Raw genomic sequence first — 17667 nt, 5'->3', positions numbered from 1 at the left:
AATACCATGTCATGATGCTGAAATAGAGTTAATCCAATATCGGTTGGGTATTTGGGTAAATTAGCCTAAATAAACTATGCTAGTTTTTGATTCAAAAAAGTCTACTATAGCAGTTGTCACTCGGTGAGAAAGGGATCAAGATGCGACTTATATTATTATTCGGCCTACTCAGTATTAGCTTATGCAGCAGCGCTGCGGTTTATCGATGGGTTGATGAAAATGGCAAGGTTCATTATGCCGATGAGCCTCAGCAGAATGCTGAGCTTGTAGAAGTGAAGCAAAATACCCAAAATACCATTGCGCTTCGCGAAACCAAACTTAACTCCCCCAAAGAATCAGAGCTTGATACCGCGGTTAACACCACAATCACGATTGTCTCGCCTACCCATGAAGAAACCATTCGCAGTAATGAAGGCAAATTCGATGTTACTGTAAGTGTCGCGCCTAAACTATTACGCGGCATGCTGTTGGCATTATTCATTGATGGTGAAATAAAAGCTCAACCTCAAACATCAACCACCTTTAGCCTTGAAGGCATTTATCGTGGTGAACATGCCATTGTAGTGAAAGCATTGGATCAAAACGGCAAAGTCCTTGCATCTAGTTCTCCTAGAACCATCTATCTTCATCAAGCAACTTTGGTAACACGGCCTACCCCGCGAGGGGGTTAATTATTAATTTCATTAAAAACAATGTATTAATTTAACCACCTCTTTACCAACCGAAACATTTGCTTGATGAAACTGGCTTGCAGCATGCACCATATTGGTGCACCATAATAGTGCAACCCAATACCCAGGACGGCAAATGGACACCAATAACCTACTAAATCATTTAGTCACCGCTGTGTTAGTCATCGACACTAACCTAAAGCCTCGTTTTGCAAACGCTGCGGCTGAACAACTATTGGCTGTCGCTAACCATAAACTTCTTGAATTGCGTTTACCGGATTTATACCAATTTTTGGGTGTTGATGAACATATTTTGCGCGATGCCGTCTCGTCAAACCAAGGTATTACTGTTAACACCGCAGCGTTGATCACCTTAGATGGCCAACATCACACGATAGATCTCACGTTAATTCCTATTGAAAATGAGCAAAACCTAAGCATTTTAGAGCTACGCCAAGTCGATCAGCAACGTCGTATCCACCAGCAACTTAATATGGATGCACAACAACAAGCAGCCCAATATTTAGTTCGCAATTTAGCCCACGAGATTAAAAATCCACTCGGGGGCTTAAGAGGTGCTGCGCAACTGTTATCAAGAGAGCTTCACTCTCCTGAATTAAAAGAATTCACCCATTTAATTATTGAGCAAGCCGACCGTTTACGTAGCTTGGTTGACCGATTATTAGGCCCACAACGCCCAACGCAGCACACCGAGCATAATATCCATCAGGTGGTACAAAAAGTATTAAAACTCGTTGAAATGGCATTGCCTGAAAACATCAAGTTAAAGCGTGATTATGATCCTTCTATCCCCGACATTCAGATGGATCCAGATCAACTTCAACAAGCTGTCCTCAACATAGTTCAAAATGCCATTCAGGCACTCGACAATAGTGGTGGCGAAATTCTGATCAAGACCCGTACACAACACCAAGTGACCATAGGCACCCAGAGATATCGACTAGTTTTGGCCTTATCAATTATCGATAACGGCCCTGGTATACCACCCGAACTAATGGATACCTTATTTTACCCAATGGTCACAGGTAGAGAAGACGGCTCGGGCCTTGGTTTATCAATAGCTCACAACATTGCAAGACTTCATGGCGGCCGCATAGACTGTGTCTCTGCGCCTGGCCATACCGAATTTATCATTACGCTGCCATTACAATAATTTTAGACCTAAAGGCAGAACGAGGTAGCAAGATGACAATAAGCGAACAAGTATGGGTTTTAGATGATGATAGCTCTATTCGCTGGGTGCTAGAAAAAGCGTTATCCGGCGCCAAACTTAGCAGTGCAAGCTTTGCGGCTGCCGAGTCATTATGGCAAGCATTAGAACATTCACAGCCACAAGTCATAGTGTCTGATATCCGCATGCCGGGCACGGATGGACTCACTCTCCTAGACCGTTTACAGCTACATTATCCGCATATACCGGTGATTATTATGACGGCTCATTCGGATTTAGACAGTGCCGTGAGTGCTTATCAGGCAGGGGCTTTTGAGTACCTGCCAAAGCCTTTTGATATTGATGAAGCCATAGCGTTAGTAGAGCGCGCACTCACCCATGCAACTGAGCAAGTACCTTCTACTCCGGCTGAAACCGCCGTGAAAACCCCTGAAATTATTGGCGAAGCCCCTTCGATGCAAGAGGTGTTTCGTGCCATTGGACGTCTGTCACGTTCATCTATTAGTGTATTAATTAATGGACAATCTGGAACGGGTAAAGAATTAGTCGCTGGCGCACTGCACAAACACAGCCCACGTAAAGATAAATCATTTATTGCACTTAACATGGCGGCGATCCCTAAAGACTTGATTGAATCGGAACTTTTTGGCCATGAAAAAGGCGCGTTTACAGGGGCAGCAAATGTGCGCCAGGGGCGTTTTGAGCAAGCCAACGGCGGCACATTATTTTTAGATGAAATTGGCGATATGCCGATTGATGTGCAAACTCGATTATTGCGGGTATTGTCTGATGGCCAATTTTATCGCGTAGGCGGACATCAAGCGGTACAAGTGGATGTGCGAATTATTGCTGCAACCCACCAAAATCTTGAATTACTGGTTCAAAAAGGGACTTTTCGCGAAGACTTATTCCATCGTCTCAATGTGATACGAGTGCACTTACCCCCGTTATCACAACGCCGTGAGGATATACCTCAATTAGCCACTCACTTCCTCAACTCAGCAGCCAAAGAAATTGGTGTTGAACCCAAAATATTAACCAAAGATACTGCGGCTAAATTGTCTCAATTGCCTTGGCCAGGTAACGTACGTCAGCTAGAAAACACCTGCCGTTGGTTAACCGTCATGGCATCGGGCCAGGAAATTTTGCCGCAGGATTTACCGCCGGAATTACTCAAAGATCCGGTATCAAACCATCAAAATCAAGTAGCCCATGGTGATTGGCAGTCTGCGTTGAAAAGTTGGATAGATGAAAAACTCGCTGCCGGCGAAAATGATTTATTGACCGAAATACAGCCCGCTTTTGAACGCATATTACTTGAAACCGCATTAAAGCATACTCAAGGTCATAAGCAAGAAGCGGCAAAACGTTTAGGTTGGGGGCGTAATACGCTAACACGTAAACTCAAAGAGTTATCAATGGAGTAGCTTAGTCCGAGTTGAGGTTAGCTTAGATAACATAGAATGAAGCCTAGAATTGGCTCTAGGCTTCTCTGCAGTTGGTGTCACCTAAACCGGATCTTGGTGGATAATCACCTCAGCTTCTTCAAAAGCATTTTGAATCCGTAAACCTGTCGCATCGGCAATTCGATGGGCATCAAACAGAGGTTGACTGCCGTCTAACTCTAAATGCAATTGAATAAAAATGGTTTTCCCTGACTGACGCGTACGTAAATCGTGAATGCCTTTTACATGGCTATCCGCTAAGGCTAAGGTTTTAATTTGATCTCGGGTTTCGGGATCAAGCTCTCTATCGAGTAAACTTTGTATTGAACGGTAGCCTAAATCTATGGCCTGTTGACCAATAAAGAGTGCAATCAGCACGGCAAACAAACCATCGGCCCACCACCAGCCATAGTTGGCTAACACCAATGCCAGTAATACTGCCGAGTTTAAAAACAAGTCAGATTTATAATGCAATGAGTCCGCTTCAACAACCGAACTGCTGGTTTGCTCTAGGGCTTTTCTCTGCAGTAAAACTAATCCCAGAGTCACAATAATTGCAATAATCGATACCACAACACCTAAGGTTGCATGGGTAACAGGTACGGGGTTTATTAGCTTTTCACCACCATAGAACAGCAATATACAAGCTGAACCTAAAATAAAACCAGATTGTGCTAACGATGCCAATGGCTCAGCTTTACCATGACCATATCGATGGTCTTTATCAGCTGGGACAATTGCATAGCGAATGGCAATGAAGTTGATGATAGATGCCATCGCGTCAGCGAATGAGTCTGTCAGCGAAGCCAACATACTTGCCGAACCTGAGTATAACCACGCAATCATCTTTATGACGATTAAGCCTAACGCAACGGCCACTGAGGCTCTACTCGCTAGTTTGACCCAAAAATCATAATTTTGGTTGGTTTTCATTTCCGAATTCACCCAATCATTAATGGTTATTTGGCTTTATCATAGCAATTATCTGGGCATGGCTTCGACAATGTTTACCTTTTTTAACAAGATCACGCGGTGAAAGTGTGATGAAAGCGACAAACCGTTAAGTTAATAATTAACTTAACGGTTGCCATCGAAATGCTGCGAATAACAGTTAACGCTTTTTACCCTGTTTTTCTAGGCGTTGAGTAAACTTAGTTTGTTGTTCAGGGGTCAATAACTGGTAGATTTCATTTTGCATTTTCAAATGCTGTAGCATTTGAACAGCCTTATACTCTTGCTTGGTAGCAATGAGCTCTTGTGCCTTGGTTTCATCAAAATTAGCATGGGTGATTAAACTCAACATCTCAGCTTTATGAGCCGCTCTCGCTTCTGCCGACGGCTTATCTGAACCTTGTGTTTTGTATTTTTCAACAATCGCTTTTACATCCGCTTTTTGTGCCTCAGTAAGCTCTAACTTACGTAGCATTTTATGCATGCCACTTCTTGCGTGACCATGGGAATATTTACCTGCTGCTGGTCGCTCAACCTGAGCGCTGCCTGCTGGCTCTTCGGCTGATTGAGCATAAAGCTGGCCTGTTAATAGAGCCGAACTTGCAATCAGTGCAACAAGAGCCGCTTTAATAGGAAGACATGTTTTCATAGCTATTACCTCGTTGATGATGACTTATTAATTAAGCCTAATTGAATGTTGGCAAAGTTCACAACATGGAACCTAGTTTACCGATCGCAATGTCAATGAGGGTGCTAGTAGCGTAAAGCTATGTAAAGCCGTTAAAATGAGTCAGTGATCAAGCTAACAAAATACTGTAAATGTTGTGATTTAATGAGAGCAAGTTAACGTAACGACAACCTGATACTTACATAGCAACGCCTTAAGCATAAAATTAGCTAAAGATTGTATTTCTTATTAAGGTCTATCATGAATCTTACTTTCACGCGCACTTGGGCATTGTTAGCCATCTTATTATTTTCAGCAGCCTTTACCTCACCTGCGGCACAGGCGTCATCTCAAAACGATTCGATTTGGATGACTCAACAAGCTGACCAAACGATTATCAAGCTACATTTTTTCTGGTCAGAAACCTGCCCACATTGCCGAAAAGCCCACCCCTTTATAGACGCTTTAGGGGAGCGATTTGATTGGATAGCGGTAGAAGATTACCTCATAAGTAAGCCAGGGAATGTCGATAAACTCATGGAAATGGGTAAACTGACTGGCAGTGAGCCAAAATCCGTACCCTACTTTGCCGTTTGCGGCGAAGCCATCATTGGCTACAACAGCCACCAAGTGACAGGGCAATACATTGTTGAGCGACTAATAGATTGCTATAAAAAACAAGGCGGACAGCCTGACATAGGCAATACACTTGCAGACTTTCTCACCCTAAATACCCCTGAAGATGAGCCACTATTTGGCACCTGCGCCGAAACCAGCAGTGCAGATGATGGTGCAGCAAGCACCTGTGGAATGTCACAATACCCTGGCGACAGCAACACCACACAGGTAGCGGAACCTCATGTGCAACCCGTGGATATTCCGTTAATCGGCGCGGTGCATCCTGAAAAAATGTCACTCCCCTTGTTAACGATTGTGCTAGCGGGTGTCGACGCTTTTAACCCTTGTGCATTTTTCGTATTACTTTTCTTACTCAGCATTATGGTTAATGCCGGCAGTAAAAAACGTATGTTATTGGTCGGGGGGATTTTTGTGTTCTTCTCAGGCTTTATTTACTTCATTTTCATGAGCGCATGGCTCAACTTATTCCAACTGCTTGGCGGCGGTGATGGCGGCATCATTATTACCTGCGCAGGCATACTGGCATTAGTGGCTGCCACGGTAAATATTAAAGACTACTTTTTTGGCCGAGGTGATGTCAGTTTATCCATGTCGGTCGAAAACCGAGGTAGCCTGATTAAACGCATGGGTAAATTATCTAAGGCCAGTTCATTACCCACTATGATTATCGGTTCATCCATCCTAGCCATTTTAGCCAATGCCTATGAATTATTGTGTACTGCGGGTTTCCCTATGATTTATACCTCAGTGCTATCAATTTCGAACTTAGATGTGATGGAGCGCTACCTGTACCTCGTTGCGTATAACGTCGTGTATGTTATTCCGTTAGCAACGATTGTTATCGTATTTTCTATGACGTTAGGTAAGCGTAAACTCACTGAAAAAGAAGGTGAAAAGCTTAAGCTGATGTCAGGGATCATGATGCTAGGTCTTGGCGGAATGCTAGTCATTGATCCTATGTCACTGCAAAACCCCGTGTTGTCTATAGGGCTAATTATCGGTTCAATTATCTTAACCTTTGTTATCGTTAAATTGGCTCAAGTGTTAAAACTCAAATAACCGACTAATGTAAAACTGTGCAATGATGATGTCATCTCAGCCCGCCTTAAGCTAAAGTGTTTATATGCATATTGAGGGCTGAAATGAATCGAATTTTACTTATTGATGATGATGTCGGATTATCAGAATTATTAACTCAACTTCTAGAAATGGAAGGTTTTGTCGTCAGCCAAGCTTATGATGGTCAAGCGGGGTTAGCGTTAGCATTAGACTCTGACTGCGACCTTATCTTATTAGATGTCATGCTGCCCAAACTGGGTGGGTTTGAAGTTTTAAAAGGCATACGTAAACGTAAGCAAACCCCCGTACTAATGTTAACCGCTCGCGGTGATGAAATTGACCGAGTTATCGGCTTAGAAATTGGCGCTGATGATTACCTACCAAAGCCCTTCAATGATCGTGAATTAATCGCGCGAATTCGGGCTATTCTGCGCCGTTCAAACGCTAGCGGACAAGAGCAAGCAGCGAGTAACTCCGTCACACTGGGTGATTTATGCCTAGACCCTACTCGACAAGAAGCCTTTTGCAACGATCAATTAATCATCTTAACCTCCACTGAATTTAGCCTGTTGCTTAATCTGATCTCCAGTGCGGGAGAGTTAGTCACCAAAGAGACGTTAAGCGAAAATGTATTAGGTAAAAAATTGATGCCATTTGACCGCAGCTTAGATATGCATTTATCTAACTTGCGCAAAAAGCTGCCCGAACGAACCGATGGCCGCGCTCGGGTAAAAACGTTGCGAGGCAGAGGTTACATTTGGATCCCCTAATGCGAACTACTGCCCCATTAAATAGATTATTTTTTAAGTTACTGATTGGCTTCTGGCTATGCAGCTCTCTTACTATTGCATTAGTGTTAATGCTGCCCATGTTGCTGCAAAGCCATGACCGTGCACCATTAGATGCTCGATTACAGCAAGCTCTGCATAAAGTAGTCGAAGATATTCAGCTGTCACCCGATATTCTTAACTCAAACAGGCTAAATCAACTTCAACGACAGTATTCAAAGCGCGACAGACCATTACGCATTTATGTAACCAATAGCGATGGCCAAGTGATTAATAGTCGTAAAGTCCCCCGTTCATTAAGACAATTTTTATTGATGGCAGAAGATGCCAAACAACCAATGAGTCACCAGTTTAGAAATGAGCTAATATTTGGGCCGTTATCTTTCAGCGCTAATCAACAAACCTTTCAGGTGTATGGCAGAATACCCGCCAACCATCCTCGGCCTTGGTTTTTGTATTTTTCGGAAAACAAATTACTCACCGCCACTATCGCGATTTTATTCTCCGGCTTGTTATGCGGGCTACTTGCCTGGCATCTCAGCAAACCTCTGAATAGCTTAAAACACAGTGCGAATGCGCTTGCTAAAGGGGATTTATCGCATCGTGCAGATAAATCGACCATCAGCCGAAGCGATGAAATTGGCCAGTTGGCTCAAGCCTTTAACAGTATGGCAGACTCAATTGAAACCATGATGCAAAACCAACAAAGGCTGATGGGTGATATCTCTCACGAGCTAAGAACCCCGCTAACCCGCTTAAAACTGTCACTGGCCTTGGCGCGTAAAAAAGGTCAGGACACCACAGAATTATCTCGTATTGAATATGAAGCCACCCAATTAGATGACTTAATTGGTGAGCTGTTAACGCTTTCAAGGGTCACACTCAATGCTAGCGAAGTTCGGATCCACACCGAGCTGAATGAAACCCTCAGCCAAGTGTTAGATGATGCTGAGTTTGAAGCTGAACAGCAACACAAGCTGCTGCATATTGCTATCGATGACCACCTTGCCTTTGAGCACTACCCAAAACCTTTGTGCCGCGCCATCGAAAACGTATTACGTAATGCCATTCGCTACGCCAATAAACACGTCAGCATAACCGCAGTACTGCAAGGTACACAGGTAATAATTGAAATTCAGGATGACGGTAAAGGGATAGATGAAAAAGAGCTTAACGCGATTTTTAGACCCTTTTATCGACCTGATGATGCCCGCGACAGAGATAGCGGTGGATGGGGATTAGGATTAGCCATTACTCAAGCGGCTATTCATATACACCAAGGCAGTATTAAAGCAGTAAACACCTCACCACATGGCTTGCTGATTAAAATAGTTTTACCGCTTAATACCTTCTAAGCACCATGACACCAAAATACATTATAATCTCTACTACAGGGCAAAAACTGCTATCATTATTGCGTCCACCCCGATAAAACTCAGCGCATTTAACGAATAAGGATATTCATGCATTCTCAGGCTGTTCAGAACTTTTCTAATCATATCCTTCTATATCTTTTTGCCGCTCTTTTTTTTGCGCCGTGTTCCTATGCCCAATCGATTAGTGTTATTGCTCTTGAATATCCGCCATACCTTACAGAAAAAGAGCCCGAATACGGCATAGCATATGACAAATTAGCCCAAGCCTTCACACACTCCCCTGTCAGTATTAATGCGCAGTTTTTGTCGCCAGCAAGAGCCCATAATCGGGTAGATAAAGGTCAATGGTGTTTAAGTTTTTTTCCACCAATTTCACCGAATAAAGATCATGTCTTGGTGCCACTATTTAAAGAAACAATTGAACTTAAGCTGTTTCGATTAGCCGAACCTGAGGTTTTCCTAGGTAATGAATTATCTGGCAAAGTTGTCGCTCAATTACGAATGCAAATGCCTAAAGGGGTGGTCAAAGAATTTGTCGATGCGGGTGCCACACTTTTGTTAGTCGACACCTTAGAGCAAGGAGTTAACCTTTTACTAAAAAACCGCGTCGACTATGTTTATGGTGACATGAATGCCATTTACTATGCTACTGAAAAAATAGGCTTTCCAACGGCATTAATTCAAGATTCTGCTCTGGTATTTAGGCGTTTTCCTATCGGGGTTTGGGTAAATAAACAATGTAAAGACAGCAACTTTGTGCTGGCACAATTAAAGCGTCAAGGGTACCGCCCTTTATCAGATCTAAACGCATTGATGCCAAAATCTTGATACTCGCCATGAATAAACACAGTTAATCATGGAGCTTGTGACAAGTTCAGCTATAATGCACCGTTATTTTTTGAGGTAGGTCAGCATGTTTCATATCGCCCTTTACGAGCCAGAAATCGCCCCAAACACGGGAAACATTATTCGTTTATGTGCCAATAATGGTTCACATTTACACCTTATCGAGCCTCTTGGTTTTGATTTAGAAGAAAAAAAATTGCGACGTGCGGGTTTAGATTATGCGGATTTAGCTCGCGTGACACGCCATAAGAATTATGATGATTTTCTGGTTGCTATGGCGGGAAAACGTATCATGGCTTGCACCACCAAGGGCAGTCGTCCACATACCCAAATCGCTTTCGCCGAAGATGATGTGCTGTTATTTGGCCCTGAAACCCGTGGCTTACCTATGGATATTATTAACGCTACCCCTTTAGAACAAAGGCTGCGTATACCTATGACAGCTAACAGTCGCAGTCTTAACTTATCAAATTCTGTTGCCATTATTAGCTATGAAGCTTGGCGACAACTTGATTTTGTGGGTGCTCAATGAAGCAACCCATTTCAAGCGAAACTCAGCAACAAGCGGTGATGATTGCCAAGTCGACCCAAAAAGAGGGGCAGACTAAAGAGCAAACTAAGCTGATTGCCAGTGGCATTGAAAAAGGTATTGCTGAATACAAAAAGCAGCAAAAGGCTAAGGCCAGACAAAGCGATAAAGCACGTAAACAACAAGTTAAACAAAAACAACGAGCTCAGCATGATGAACCCGAGTTAGAGTTAGAGTTTAATGAATCATCCCAGATGACCCCGCTAGCGTGGGGGTTGATTTGTTTGTTGGGTTTAAGCTGGTTATGTTTTGCTTGGTATATTTGGGGCTAACCATATAGTCCTACCTAAGTTTTTCATTTAAAAGGATCACTTAAGCAGAGCACTTTTTGCTTAATAAAGCGAATGACTGAGTCAAATAGCAATGCTCACTCTACGGGCATCAAACTGATGCCTCTTACTACCTGATAATGATCACTATCATCATCCAAAAAATGGGCACTTTGCTGCCATAACCACTGAGTTTGGGCATCTACTGATTGAGCGTCAAATGAAAGGCGGATCAATGCGGGTCGCTGCTTAATCTCGCCTGCACCTAAAAAGGCAAATCCACCCGCTTGCTGATATAAAGTTAACGTTTGATAAATATCCGCATTGATACCATCAGAATACACTAATTCAATATCACTGCCGCGCTGACGAAACCACCAGGTTTCGCTATTCACAAACCGCGCACCTTGGCTAACACTAATATACATATTGCGCCCATCAGCAGAACACATAATGGAGCTAGTCACTCGTTTTGATGCCCCATTAGGGTTAGCGGCACTACCTTGCCACTCACCACTTAAACTAGGACAAATAGCATCTAGCGATACCTTGGTCGCAAATGCCGATATCGGCGAAGCACCTAAGAGAGTAATGATGACCCACCAACTGAGTTTAAAACAATTCAATGTCATCTTCTTGAGGCTTTTTCTTGTGCTGTTGATAAAGATCTAAAGCCTGTGCCAGCGTGCCTCCTTGCAGAATACAATCAAACAGTGCACGCTCTTCCTCTAATGAATAACCATTTTTTATTTGTTGATTGACCTGCTGCCAAGCCGCACGGGTATGCCTAGCATGTTGGTCGCCTAGTACTTCTTTGGTTAATCCCAAACCGTTTACAACATGCTGTAAACGTTGTGATAGCCTGTCGTAAAATTGAAAAGCCATCACACCTTGATTCACCTTTGCAGCCAATTGCAGACCGTGCTCAGTAATGGCTTGCGGAGTATCTTTTTGTGCAGCTAGATATTGATTAACTTGCTGCTGATGAGTCGCCATATCAGTAAAGAGATCACCTAAACTTGCCACTTTTTGATCGCCATCCTCTAAACCTAATTCAATTTGCGCCATGGCCAAAATCAACAGATTCATGGTTTCTTGAACATGACACCAAGGCGTGTCTGCATCCGTGGTTGTGGTCGGCGGGTAAAGGGATGAGCGTGCATTTATTTCGTCACTGGAATTTTCTATCAATGAAACATCTGCGGATATTTTCGCCATTTAATCAAACTCTTTAAAAAATGCTATTTAAAAATATACACGCTATAAAACAAAAGACCCACTGATTAGTGGGTCTTTTTCCGCGTCAATGATAATTACTGACCAAAACCACTGTCTTTAATATCAACCTGAGTCACTTCGCCATACTGTTTGGCAATATCGGCAATTTTGCTGGCATTACCAATCAACACATACTGTAAATGCTGTTGTGGGAAGTACTGCTTCACCAAACGTTGTGTTTCCTCTAAGGTTAAGCCATCAACTTTAGCTTGGAATTGATTAATGAAATTATCATCAAAACCATATAGGTACATATCTGACATTAACCCTGCCAGTTGACTGGCCGTTTCAAACTTGGGTGGAAATTGTCCTTTGACATAAGCTTTTGCTGAGTCTAGCGTCGCTTGGTCTATGCCCGTTTGCCAAAGTCTAGAATAGGTTTTTAACGCTAAGTCCATTGCCTCTTTAGTGGTTTCCGCCTTAGTAAATGTGCTGATTTGGAAAACGCCGGCTTTTGAATAAGGCACAAACCCTGAACGTGCTCCATAGGTTAAACCCGCATTAACCCTTAGCTCATCATTCAACCACGAGGTAAAGCGGCCGCCTAAAATGGTATTCACCACAGTTAAACCTACATAATCAGGATTATCATAACTGATCCCCATACCGCCAATCACAAAGGTGGTTTCAATCGCATCGGATTTATCCACTAAAAGCACTTTGCTTTGGCTCATTTGTGGCAAACCTTGGCTTAAATCAGCCTGAGCAACGACTTCAGTATTTTGCCACGCGCCAAAAGTCTGTTCTAACTTAGCTTGTATTTGCTGTGGGTCAAAATCTCCTACGACACTGATGGTCATATTACTTGGCTGGTAGTACCCCTTATGGAAAGCGCGCAACTGTTCAATTGTTAACGTAGCAATGGATTCGCTGTTACCTGAACTTGGGTTGGCATAAGGATGCTCACCAAATACCAATTTGTTAAAGTAACGTCCAATAACAGCTCGAGGACTTTCTTTTTGCTGCGACAACCCCATTATTTCACGTTGCTGTAGTTTGGCAAATTCAGTCGTATCGAAATCAGGAGCCATTACCACATGACTGAAGATAGGCAGTACTTTATCGATATCTTTTGTCATAAAACTGGCATTAATATAACTGCCTTCTTGATCAGCGGCAGTATTCAAACTTGCCCCCATAAAATCAAGCGTTTGTTCAATTTCCGCCTTAGATTGGCCACCAGCACCTAGCATTAAACCCTGAGCCGTTATGCTAGCCAAGCCTGAGGTGGTGTCATTAACCGCCCCTGCTCGCACCACGGCGCTTAAAGTAATTAACGGCACTTCTTTTTGCACCATTAAATTCACCTTAAGGCCATTAGATAAGCTAACGGTTTGGTATTGTGGCAAGCTAAAACTGCCCGTTTCGACGACAGTAACCGCAGTGTTTTTAACCGTGGTTGCGCACCCAGTTAACGACAAGGCACTGGCAATAGCTAAAGCCGATAGCGACAATTTAATGGATTGTTTTATTAGTCTCATTTGTCGCTCTCCTCTGTGGCAGCTAACACCCCTACTGTACGATTAGCTCGAATTAAATAGGTTTGTGCCACCCGTTGGATATCCGCAGGAGTGACTGTGTTATAGCGCTCAGGCGCATCAAACAACTTTTCGAAACTACCAAAATACATCTCATAAGTCCCTAGCGTATTGGCTTTGCCATTAATGGTTTCCATGTCGCGATAAAAATTAATTAATTTGATGTTTTTCACTTTTTCTAACTCTTCTGCCGTCACACCTTGACTGGCAATTAAGTTAATTTGTTCAAGTAATGCTAATTCAAGCGTGTTGGCTTCAACACCCGAATTCGCAACACCTAAAATGTAAAACAAGTTAGGGTCGAACGACATTGGCATATATGTTTCAGCAGCGGTAGCAATTTGTTTATCAACTAAACCTTGATAAAAGCGAGAGCTATTACCTTGACTTAAAATAGAACTTAATAAATCCAGTGCATAGTAATCAGCATGGCTAGTCGCTGGAATATGGTAGGCCAGCATCACATTCGGGGTGCTAGCAGACTCTTTTTTCACAAATACCCTACGCTCGCCCTGCTGTACTGGCTCTAAGGTGCGCACAGCTTTAGGCGGTGTTTGGGCGGGGATAGGTGCAAAATATTGGTTAGCTAACTTTTTAACTTCAGCTAATTTCACATCACCAACAATCACAACCACTGCATTATTCGGAGCATAATAGGTTTTATGATATTGCTGTAAGTCTTCTAATGACCATGCTGCGATATCAGATTCATAACCGATCACTGACCAGCTGTATGGGTGGGCTGAAAATGCCACACCTTTTAACGCTTCTTGAATCGTACGCCAATTTGAGTTTTCTAAGCCCGTTGTGCGCTCTGATTGCACCACGCCACGCTCACTTTCAACCATTTCAGCGTTAATATCTAAATATGCGATGCGGTCAGCTTCTAAATCAAAAATCGTTTCTAATGCGTTAGCTGGAAACCAATCGGTATACACTGTCATATCTTCTGTGGTGTAGGCATTGTTCGCCCCGCCAGCAGCTTCCATTGTGCGGTCAAACATTTTTGGACCAAACTTTTTTGAGCCATTGAACATCATGTGTTCAAAAAAATGCGAAATACCGGTTATGCCAGGGACTTCGTTGCGCGAGCCTACCTTCCAGAATAAGTACATGTTGGCATTAGGAATTGACCCATCCTCTAACACCATAATTTTCATGCCATTATCAAGCGTAAAACTATTAATATCTTTGGCTGTTGTTGCATTTGCATTCGATGTACTTAGCAATCCTGCCAGTAACATTAATGCGCTTAACGTACGTTTCATATCTCGCTCCTTTGAGCTATCTAATAACTATTGTGCTGCACCAAGTGCCAGGCCCAATTAACATATAAGGGCCGACAAGCACTTCAATTAAAGGACTCATTTGGGCAACTAATTCGGGATACTTCACCCTAACAGGGTAACCAGAGTCAATGATGGTTTCAGCAATGGCGCCCAGCGTTCTTTATTGCATGAGCAGCAATACTGGCTAACTTACCTTTATTTTGCAAAATTGTTAATTTTTTTGACATGGCGAGAGAAAAACAATTGTATCGATTTATTTGCAAATCTTTATTTTCAAGATTGAAACCACTATCCCTAGCTGAGGTTTAAGGCTCTCGGTTTAAAACGCGCTAGTTAATGTATGTGATTTAAGGGACCCTAAAAAACACCACATCGTTATCGATGATCTCTAATTGCCATTGGTAGGCTTGCGCGATCCACTCAAAGGTAGCCTCGCTGTAGAAATTAATATGTGTAGGGTCATGCTTATAATGCCAATTAATAAAACCCGCATGGTCACGAACACGTTTAGTCATTATTGCTAATAAACCAGAAGGTTTTAACAAACCTTGTAGCTGCTTAAACACCTGCTGAGCATCGGCAATGTGCTCCAGCACCTCTGTCATAGTAACAAAATCATATTGCTGCTGAAGCTGTCCCTGCTCAGGGAAATAAAATAAGTCGTAATTATTAACTGACACACCTTGTTTAGCGGCCATTTTGCTCAATACCGCACCTTCTCCGCAGCCAAAATCAAGTCCTTTAGCATCAGGCTGAATGGCATCTAATACCGGAGTGAGTGTACGCGATAAAAAGCGCTGATAGCCTTCATCTGCCACGGTATTATCGTGCAAATCATAAAACGCTTTTTCTGCAACTTCATCAAGATAAAATGCCGCTGGTACAGTGACAAGCTGACATTGCTGGCACTGAAAATAAGCACGCCTTTTATCTTGATGAAAAAAGGCCAACTGATCATGATGACAAAGCGGGCAATGACTAGGTGCATCGGATAAAGTGTCATTCATGTTAACGGACTCTTAAAAAATCAATCAGGCTACTTTTCTTCGCTAATCTGTCTTTCTTTAGCGGCGGCTTCTTGAGCTTGTTTTAGATACTTATTCTCACGCTCAGCACGCTCATCAAATTGCGCTTTTGCTTTATCTCGCTGCTCGTCTTGCCACTCTCCGGACTCTTGATGTGATAACACATCTTGCTCACGCTCAGCGGTTTCTTTTGCGGCAGCACGCGCTTTATCAAGTTGAGTTTGCTCTAATTTTTTGGAGTCAATGCGCCCTTGTTCGGCCTGTTTTTCTAAGGACAACTTTTTACGCGGTTTTTCAGGGTCAATAGATGTAATGGTATCGCTGGCAAACACCATTGACGGTGATGCGAGTGCAAGACAGAGACTTAACAGAGTGTATTTCATTTTACTTCCTTGTTATGCAATTGATAACGGGCTTTGATGCCTTCGGGCATGGCGCTCAATCTATGTTGCACCATTGCATCAAATGCTGCAAATAAAGGTGTGGTGTCTACTGCAGAATCCATTGCTGATAATAATAGCGCCGTGGCCTCGAGGGTGGATAAACTATCTGGGCGTTTGGCTTTACGAATAATGTAATTGGATGCGTGTTCAACATCTAAATGTAGCGCGGTATATTCAAGTAACCACGGGTTTGATTGCAAAATTTTATACGCTTTACGCCAGGTACCATCGATTAAAATAATGATAGCGTTGTTCGCGGGGTTCGCTTGACTAACAGATACGCTGTTGTCACTCGGGTACACTACATAAATAGGTTTTGATTGTGTGTCTAAATAGGCTTTTAACTGACTAAAATCAGTTTGACTTTCACCCACTACCACTTTGATTTCAGGGATAACCAACTGCATTAGCCTGACGGTATTTTTAGCATGATGTACTTCTGAATGGTGTTGCATCACAATCACTTCAGTACTAATTTGAATTGGGCTAACTGCATGGCACAAACAAGCAGAAATAGGATATGTACAATAAATACAGTAAGATCGAGCCATACTACTGTTGCACCTTTGTTAAAAGAACTTTATGCTCTCGCGTCAGACATTTTAACACTTCAAGGACGATCAATGACACTTTCAAAGGTTTCACTCGCTTTATTGGCCTCATTTTTATCATTTTCCACTTTTGCTGCAGAAAACTTACCATTTCATCATGAAGCCGAAATTGGTTTTATGGACTCTTCCGAGGATAGTGATGGACTAGTCAATGCAAAATACAGCTATTATTTTACCGCAGTAGAACAAACCGAAAGGCCTTATCAATTAGCGGCATTCTTGAACCAAGGCGCGATTATTTCAGCGCGATATGCAACGACAGAATATCAAGACCTCTATGCGTTATCTGGAGAATATGTTTTCGATTCAAAGTGGTTTATTGGTGCTGAATATTTAAAAATTGCTAATGAAACATCATTTTTAAACTTATTCGATGATATTGATACCTATCATATCAATACCGGTTATTATTTCTCCGAAAGTTCAAAGTTAACTTTAGGATATACCACATCCTCACAAAGTGAATCTCAATATTTAAAAGGCTGCTACTTTGAGGTAGACGAGCAGCAAAGCCGAGATTTCGATTTATATAGCCTCAGCTACGAGCATTTTCTTCCATTTGAATCCACTTCTGGGCTTTTTTAACGGCTGGGATTAATTACCAGATAACCGCTAATAATCGTTACGCCTCCGGATATACGCTTGACGGAGACCTACAACCAGACCCGTTTGATACGCATGTTATTGTGGATAACTCCACATTAACATTGGGTGTAGAAGCTGATTGGTACATTAATAACGCTTGGTCGGTTGGGGTTGCAACGAGTTATCTTCAATCAAAGGAGGATTATTACTATGATAATGAATATTCTCAGAATGAAGGCAGATATAACGACAATCAAAATATCAGCAATATCAATACTCAATACTATTGGCACTTTTCTGATATTTTCTCTGCTAAATTTGTGGCACAACAAGTGTTTGTTGATAGTGACTCAGAAACTAGCTTGGGTGTTGCGATCAACGCTCGATTTTAATTGTAAGTAGCTTC

20 protein-coding genes are annotated in these 17667 nt (G+C 42.5%); 11 read left to right on the top strand and 9 right to left on the bottom strand.

What is annotated here, in order from left to right:
* Positions 1-140 precede the first annotated feature (140 nt).
* The 3 genes from IEY03_RS12050 to glnG all read left to right on the top strand — a co-directional run bounded on the left by IEY03_RS12050 (position 141) and on the right by glnG (position 3290).
* Positions 141-671 (top strand): DUF4124 domain-containing protein, encoded by a 531-nt coding sequence (locus IEY03_RS12050; RefSeq protein ID WP_188841994.1) that lies wholly within the window; start codon positions 141-143, stop codon positions 669-671.
* A gap of 136 nt (positions 672-807) precedes the next feature.
* Positions 808-1845 carry a nitrogen regulation protein NR(II) gene (gene glnL / locus IEY03_RS12045; RefSeq protein ID WP_188841992.1) on the top strand — a complete coding sequence of 346 codons (1038 nt, stop codon included), beginning with the start codon at positions 808-810 and terminating at the stop codon, positions 1843-1845.
* 32 nt (positions 1846-1877) lie between these two features.
* A complete protein-coding gene (gene glnG, locus IEY03_RS12040) occupies positions 1878-3290 on the top strand; it encodes a nitrogen regulation protein NR(I) (protein WP_188841990.1) in 1413 nt (470 codons plus the stop codon).
* 81 nt (positions 3291-3371) lie between these two features.
* On the opposite strand, the gene fieF is transcribed toward glnG, so the two are convergent.
* Together fieF and IEY03_RS12030 are read right to left on the bottom strand one after the other, a co-directional pair.
* Positions 3372-4241, bottom strand: a complete 870-nt coding sequence (gene fieF / locus IEY03_RS12035; RefSeq protein ID WP_188841988.1) for a cation efflux pump FieF — start codon at positions 4239-4241, stop codon at positions 3372-3374.
* Positions 4242-4419: 178 nt separating this feature from the next.
* Positions 4420-4908, bottom strand: coding sequence for a Spy/CpxP family protein refolding chaperone (locus IEY03_RS12030; RefSeq protein ID WP_188841986.1), 489 nt, complete (start codon positions 4906-4908; stop codon positions 4420-4422).
* 279 nt (positions 4909-5187) lie between these two features.
* On the opposite strand from IEY03_RS12030, the gene IEY03_RS12025 reads away from it, so the two are divergent.
* The 6 genes from IEY03_RS12025 (at position 5188) to IEY03_RS12000 (ending at position 10495) form a co-directional block, all read left to right on the top strand.
* Positions 5188-6624, top strand: a complete 1437-nt coding sequence (locus IEY03_RS12025) for a thioredoxin domain-containing protein (RefSeq protein WP_188841985.1) — start codon at positions 5188-5190, stop codon at positions 6622-6624.
* An 83-nt stretch (positions 6625-6707) separates the two neighbouring features.
* Positions 6708-7394: a response regulator gene (locus IEY03_RS12020; protein WP_188841983.1), complete on the top strand. Its 687-nt coding sequence runs from the start codon at positions 6708-6710 to the stop codon at positions 7392-7394.
* Positions 7394-8767 (top strand): ATP-binding protein, encoded by a 1374-nt coding sequence (locus IEY03_RS12015; protein ID WP_188841981.1) that lies wholly within the window; start codon positions 7394-7396, stop codon positions 8765-8767. The genes IEY03_RS12020 and IEY03_RS12015 overlap by 1 nt, the downstream gene beginning before the upstream one ends.
* A gap of 108 nt (positions 8768-8875) precedes the next feature.
* Positions 8876-9616, top strand: coding sequence for a transporter substrate-binding domain-containing protein (locus IEY03_RS12010; protein WP_188841979.1), 741 nt, complete (start codon positions 8876-8878; stop codon positions 9614-9616).
* A gap of 85 nt (positions 9617-9701) precedes the next feature.
* Positions 9702-10166 carry a tRNA (uridine(34)/cytosine(34)/5-carboxymethylaminomethyluridine(34)-2'-O)-methyltransferase TrmL gene (trmL, locus tag IEY03_RS12005; protein ID WP_188841977.1) on the top strand — a complete coding sequence of 155 codons (465 nt, stop codon included), beginning with the start codon at positions 9702-9704 and terminating at the stop codon, positions 10164-10166.
* Complete coding sequence (locus tag IEY03_RS12000) at positions 10163-10495, top strand: DUF2956 domain-containing protein (protein WP_188841976.1); 333 nt, start codon at positions 10163-10165, stop codon at positions 10493-10495. Before trmL ends, IEY03_RS12000 begins: the two co-directional genes overlap by 4 nt.
* 95 nt (positions 10496-10590) lie before the next feature.
* Here the strand turns inward: IEY03_RS12000 and IEY03_RS11995 are convergent, their stop codons facing one another.
* From IEY03_RS11995 to IEY03_RS11965, 7 genes are all read right to left on the bottom strand, one after another.
* On the bottom strand, positions 10591-11118 hold the full coding sequence (locus IEY03_RS11995; RefSeq protein ID WP_188841974.1) for a hypothetical protein: 528 nt from the start codon (positions 11116-11118) through the stop codon (positions 10591-10593).
* Positions 11105-11710, bottom strand: coding sequence for a hypothetical protein (locus tag IEY03_RS11990; protein WP_188841972.1), 606 nt, complete (start codon positions 11708-11710; stop codon positions 11105-11107). The genes IEY03_RS11995 and IEY03_RS11990 overlap by 14 nt, the downstream gene beginning before the upstream one ends.
* Before the next feature lie 95 nt (positions 11711-11805).
* Positions 11806-13251: a M16 family metallopeptidase gene (locus IEY03_RS11985; RefSeq protein WP_188841962.1), complete on the bottom strand. Its 1446-nt coding sequence runs from the start codon at positions 13249-13251 to the stop codon at positions 11806-11808.
* A complete protein-coding gene (locus tag IEY03_RS11980; protein ID WP_188841961.1) occupies positions 13248-14576 on the bottom strand; it encodes a M16 family metallopeptidase in 1329 nt (442 codons plus the stop codon). The genes IEY03_RS11985 and IEY03_RS11980 overlap by 4 nt, the downstream gene beginning before the upstream one ends.
* A 368-nt stretch (positions 14577-14944) precedes the next feature.
* The gene (locus IEY03_RS11975; protein ID WP_188841959.1) at positions 14945-15604 is read right to left on the bottom strand and encodes a class I SAM-dependent methyltransferase; all 660 of its coding nucleotides are present in this window, start codon (positions 15602-15604) and stop codon (positions 14945-14947) included.
* A 29-nt stretch (positions 15605-15633) separates the two neighbouring features.
* A complete protein-coding gene (locus IEY03_RS11970) occupies positions 15634-16005 on the bottom strand; it encodes a hypothetical protein (protein WP_229778301.1) in 372 nt (123 codons plus the stop codon).
* Positions 16002-16616, bottom strand: a complete 615-nt coding sequence (locus IEY03_RS11965; protein ID WP_188841956.1) for a tRNA-uridine aminocarboxypropyltransferase — start codon at positions 16614-16616, stop codon at positions 16002-16004. The genes IEY03_RS11970 and IEY03_RS11965 overlap by 4 nt, the downstream gene beginning before the upstream one ends.
* 72 nt (positions 16617-16688) lie before the next feature.
* On the opposite strand from IEY03_RS11965, the gene IEY03_RS11960 reads away from it, so the two are divergent.
* Positions 16689-17261, top strand: a complete 573-nt coding sequence (locus tag IEY03_RS11960) for a putative porin (protein WP_188841954.1) — start codon at positions 16689-16691, stop codon at positions 17259-17261.
* A gap of 101 nt (positions 17262-17362) precedes the next feature.
* Positions 17363-17653 (top strand): hypothetical protein, encoded by a 291-nt coding sequence (locus IEY03_RS11955; RefSeq protein WP_188841952.1) that lies wholly within the window; start codon positions 17363-17365, stop codon positions 17651-17653.
* Positions 17654-17667: the final 14 nt, after the last annotated feature.

Origin of the sequence: Shewanella aestuarii, assembly GCF_014647215.1 — a bacterium.
Lineage (GTDB): Bacteria > Pseudomonadota > Gammaproteobacteria > Enterobacterales > Shewanellaceae > Shewanella > Shewanella aestuarii.
Note: the sequence above shows the minus strand (reverse complement) of the source record. Positions and strands in the feature narration are given on the sequence as shown.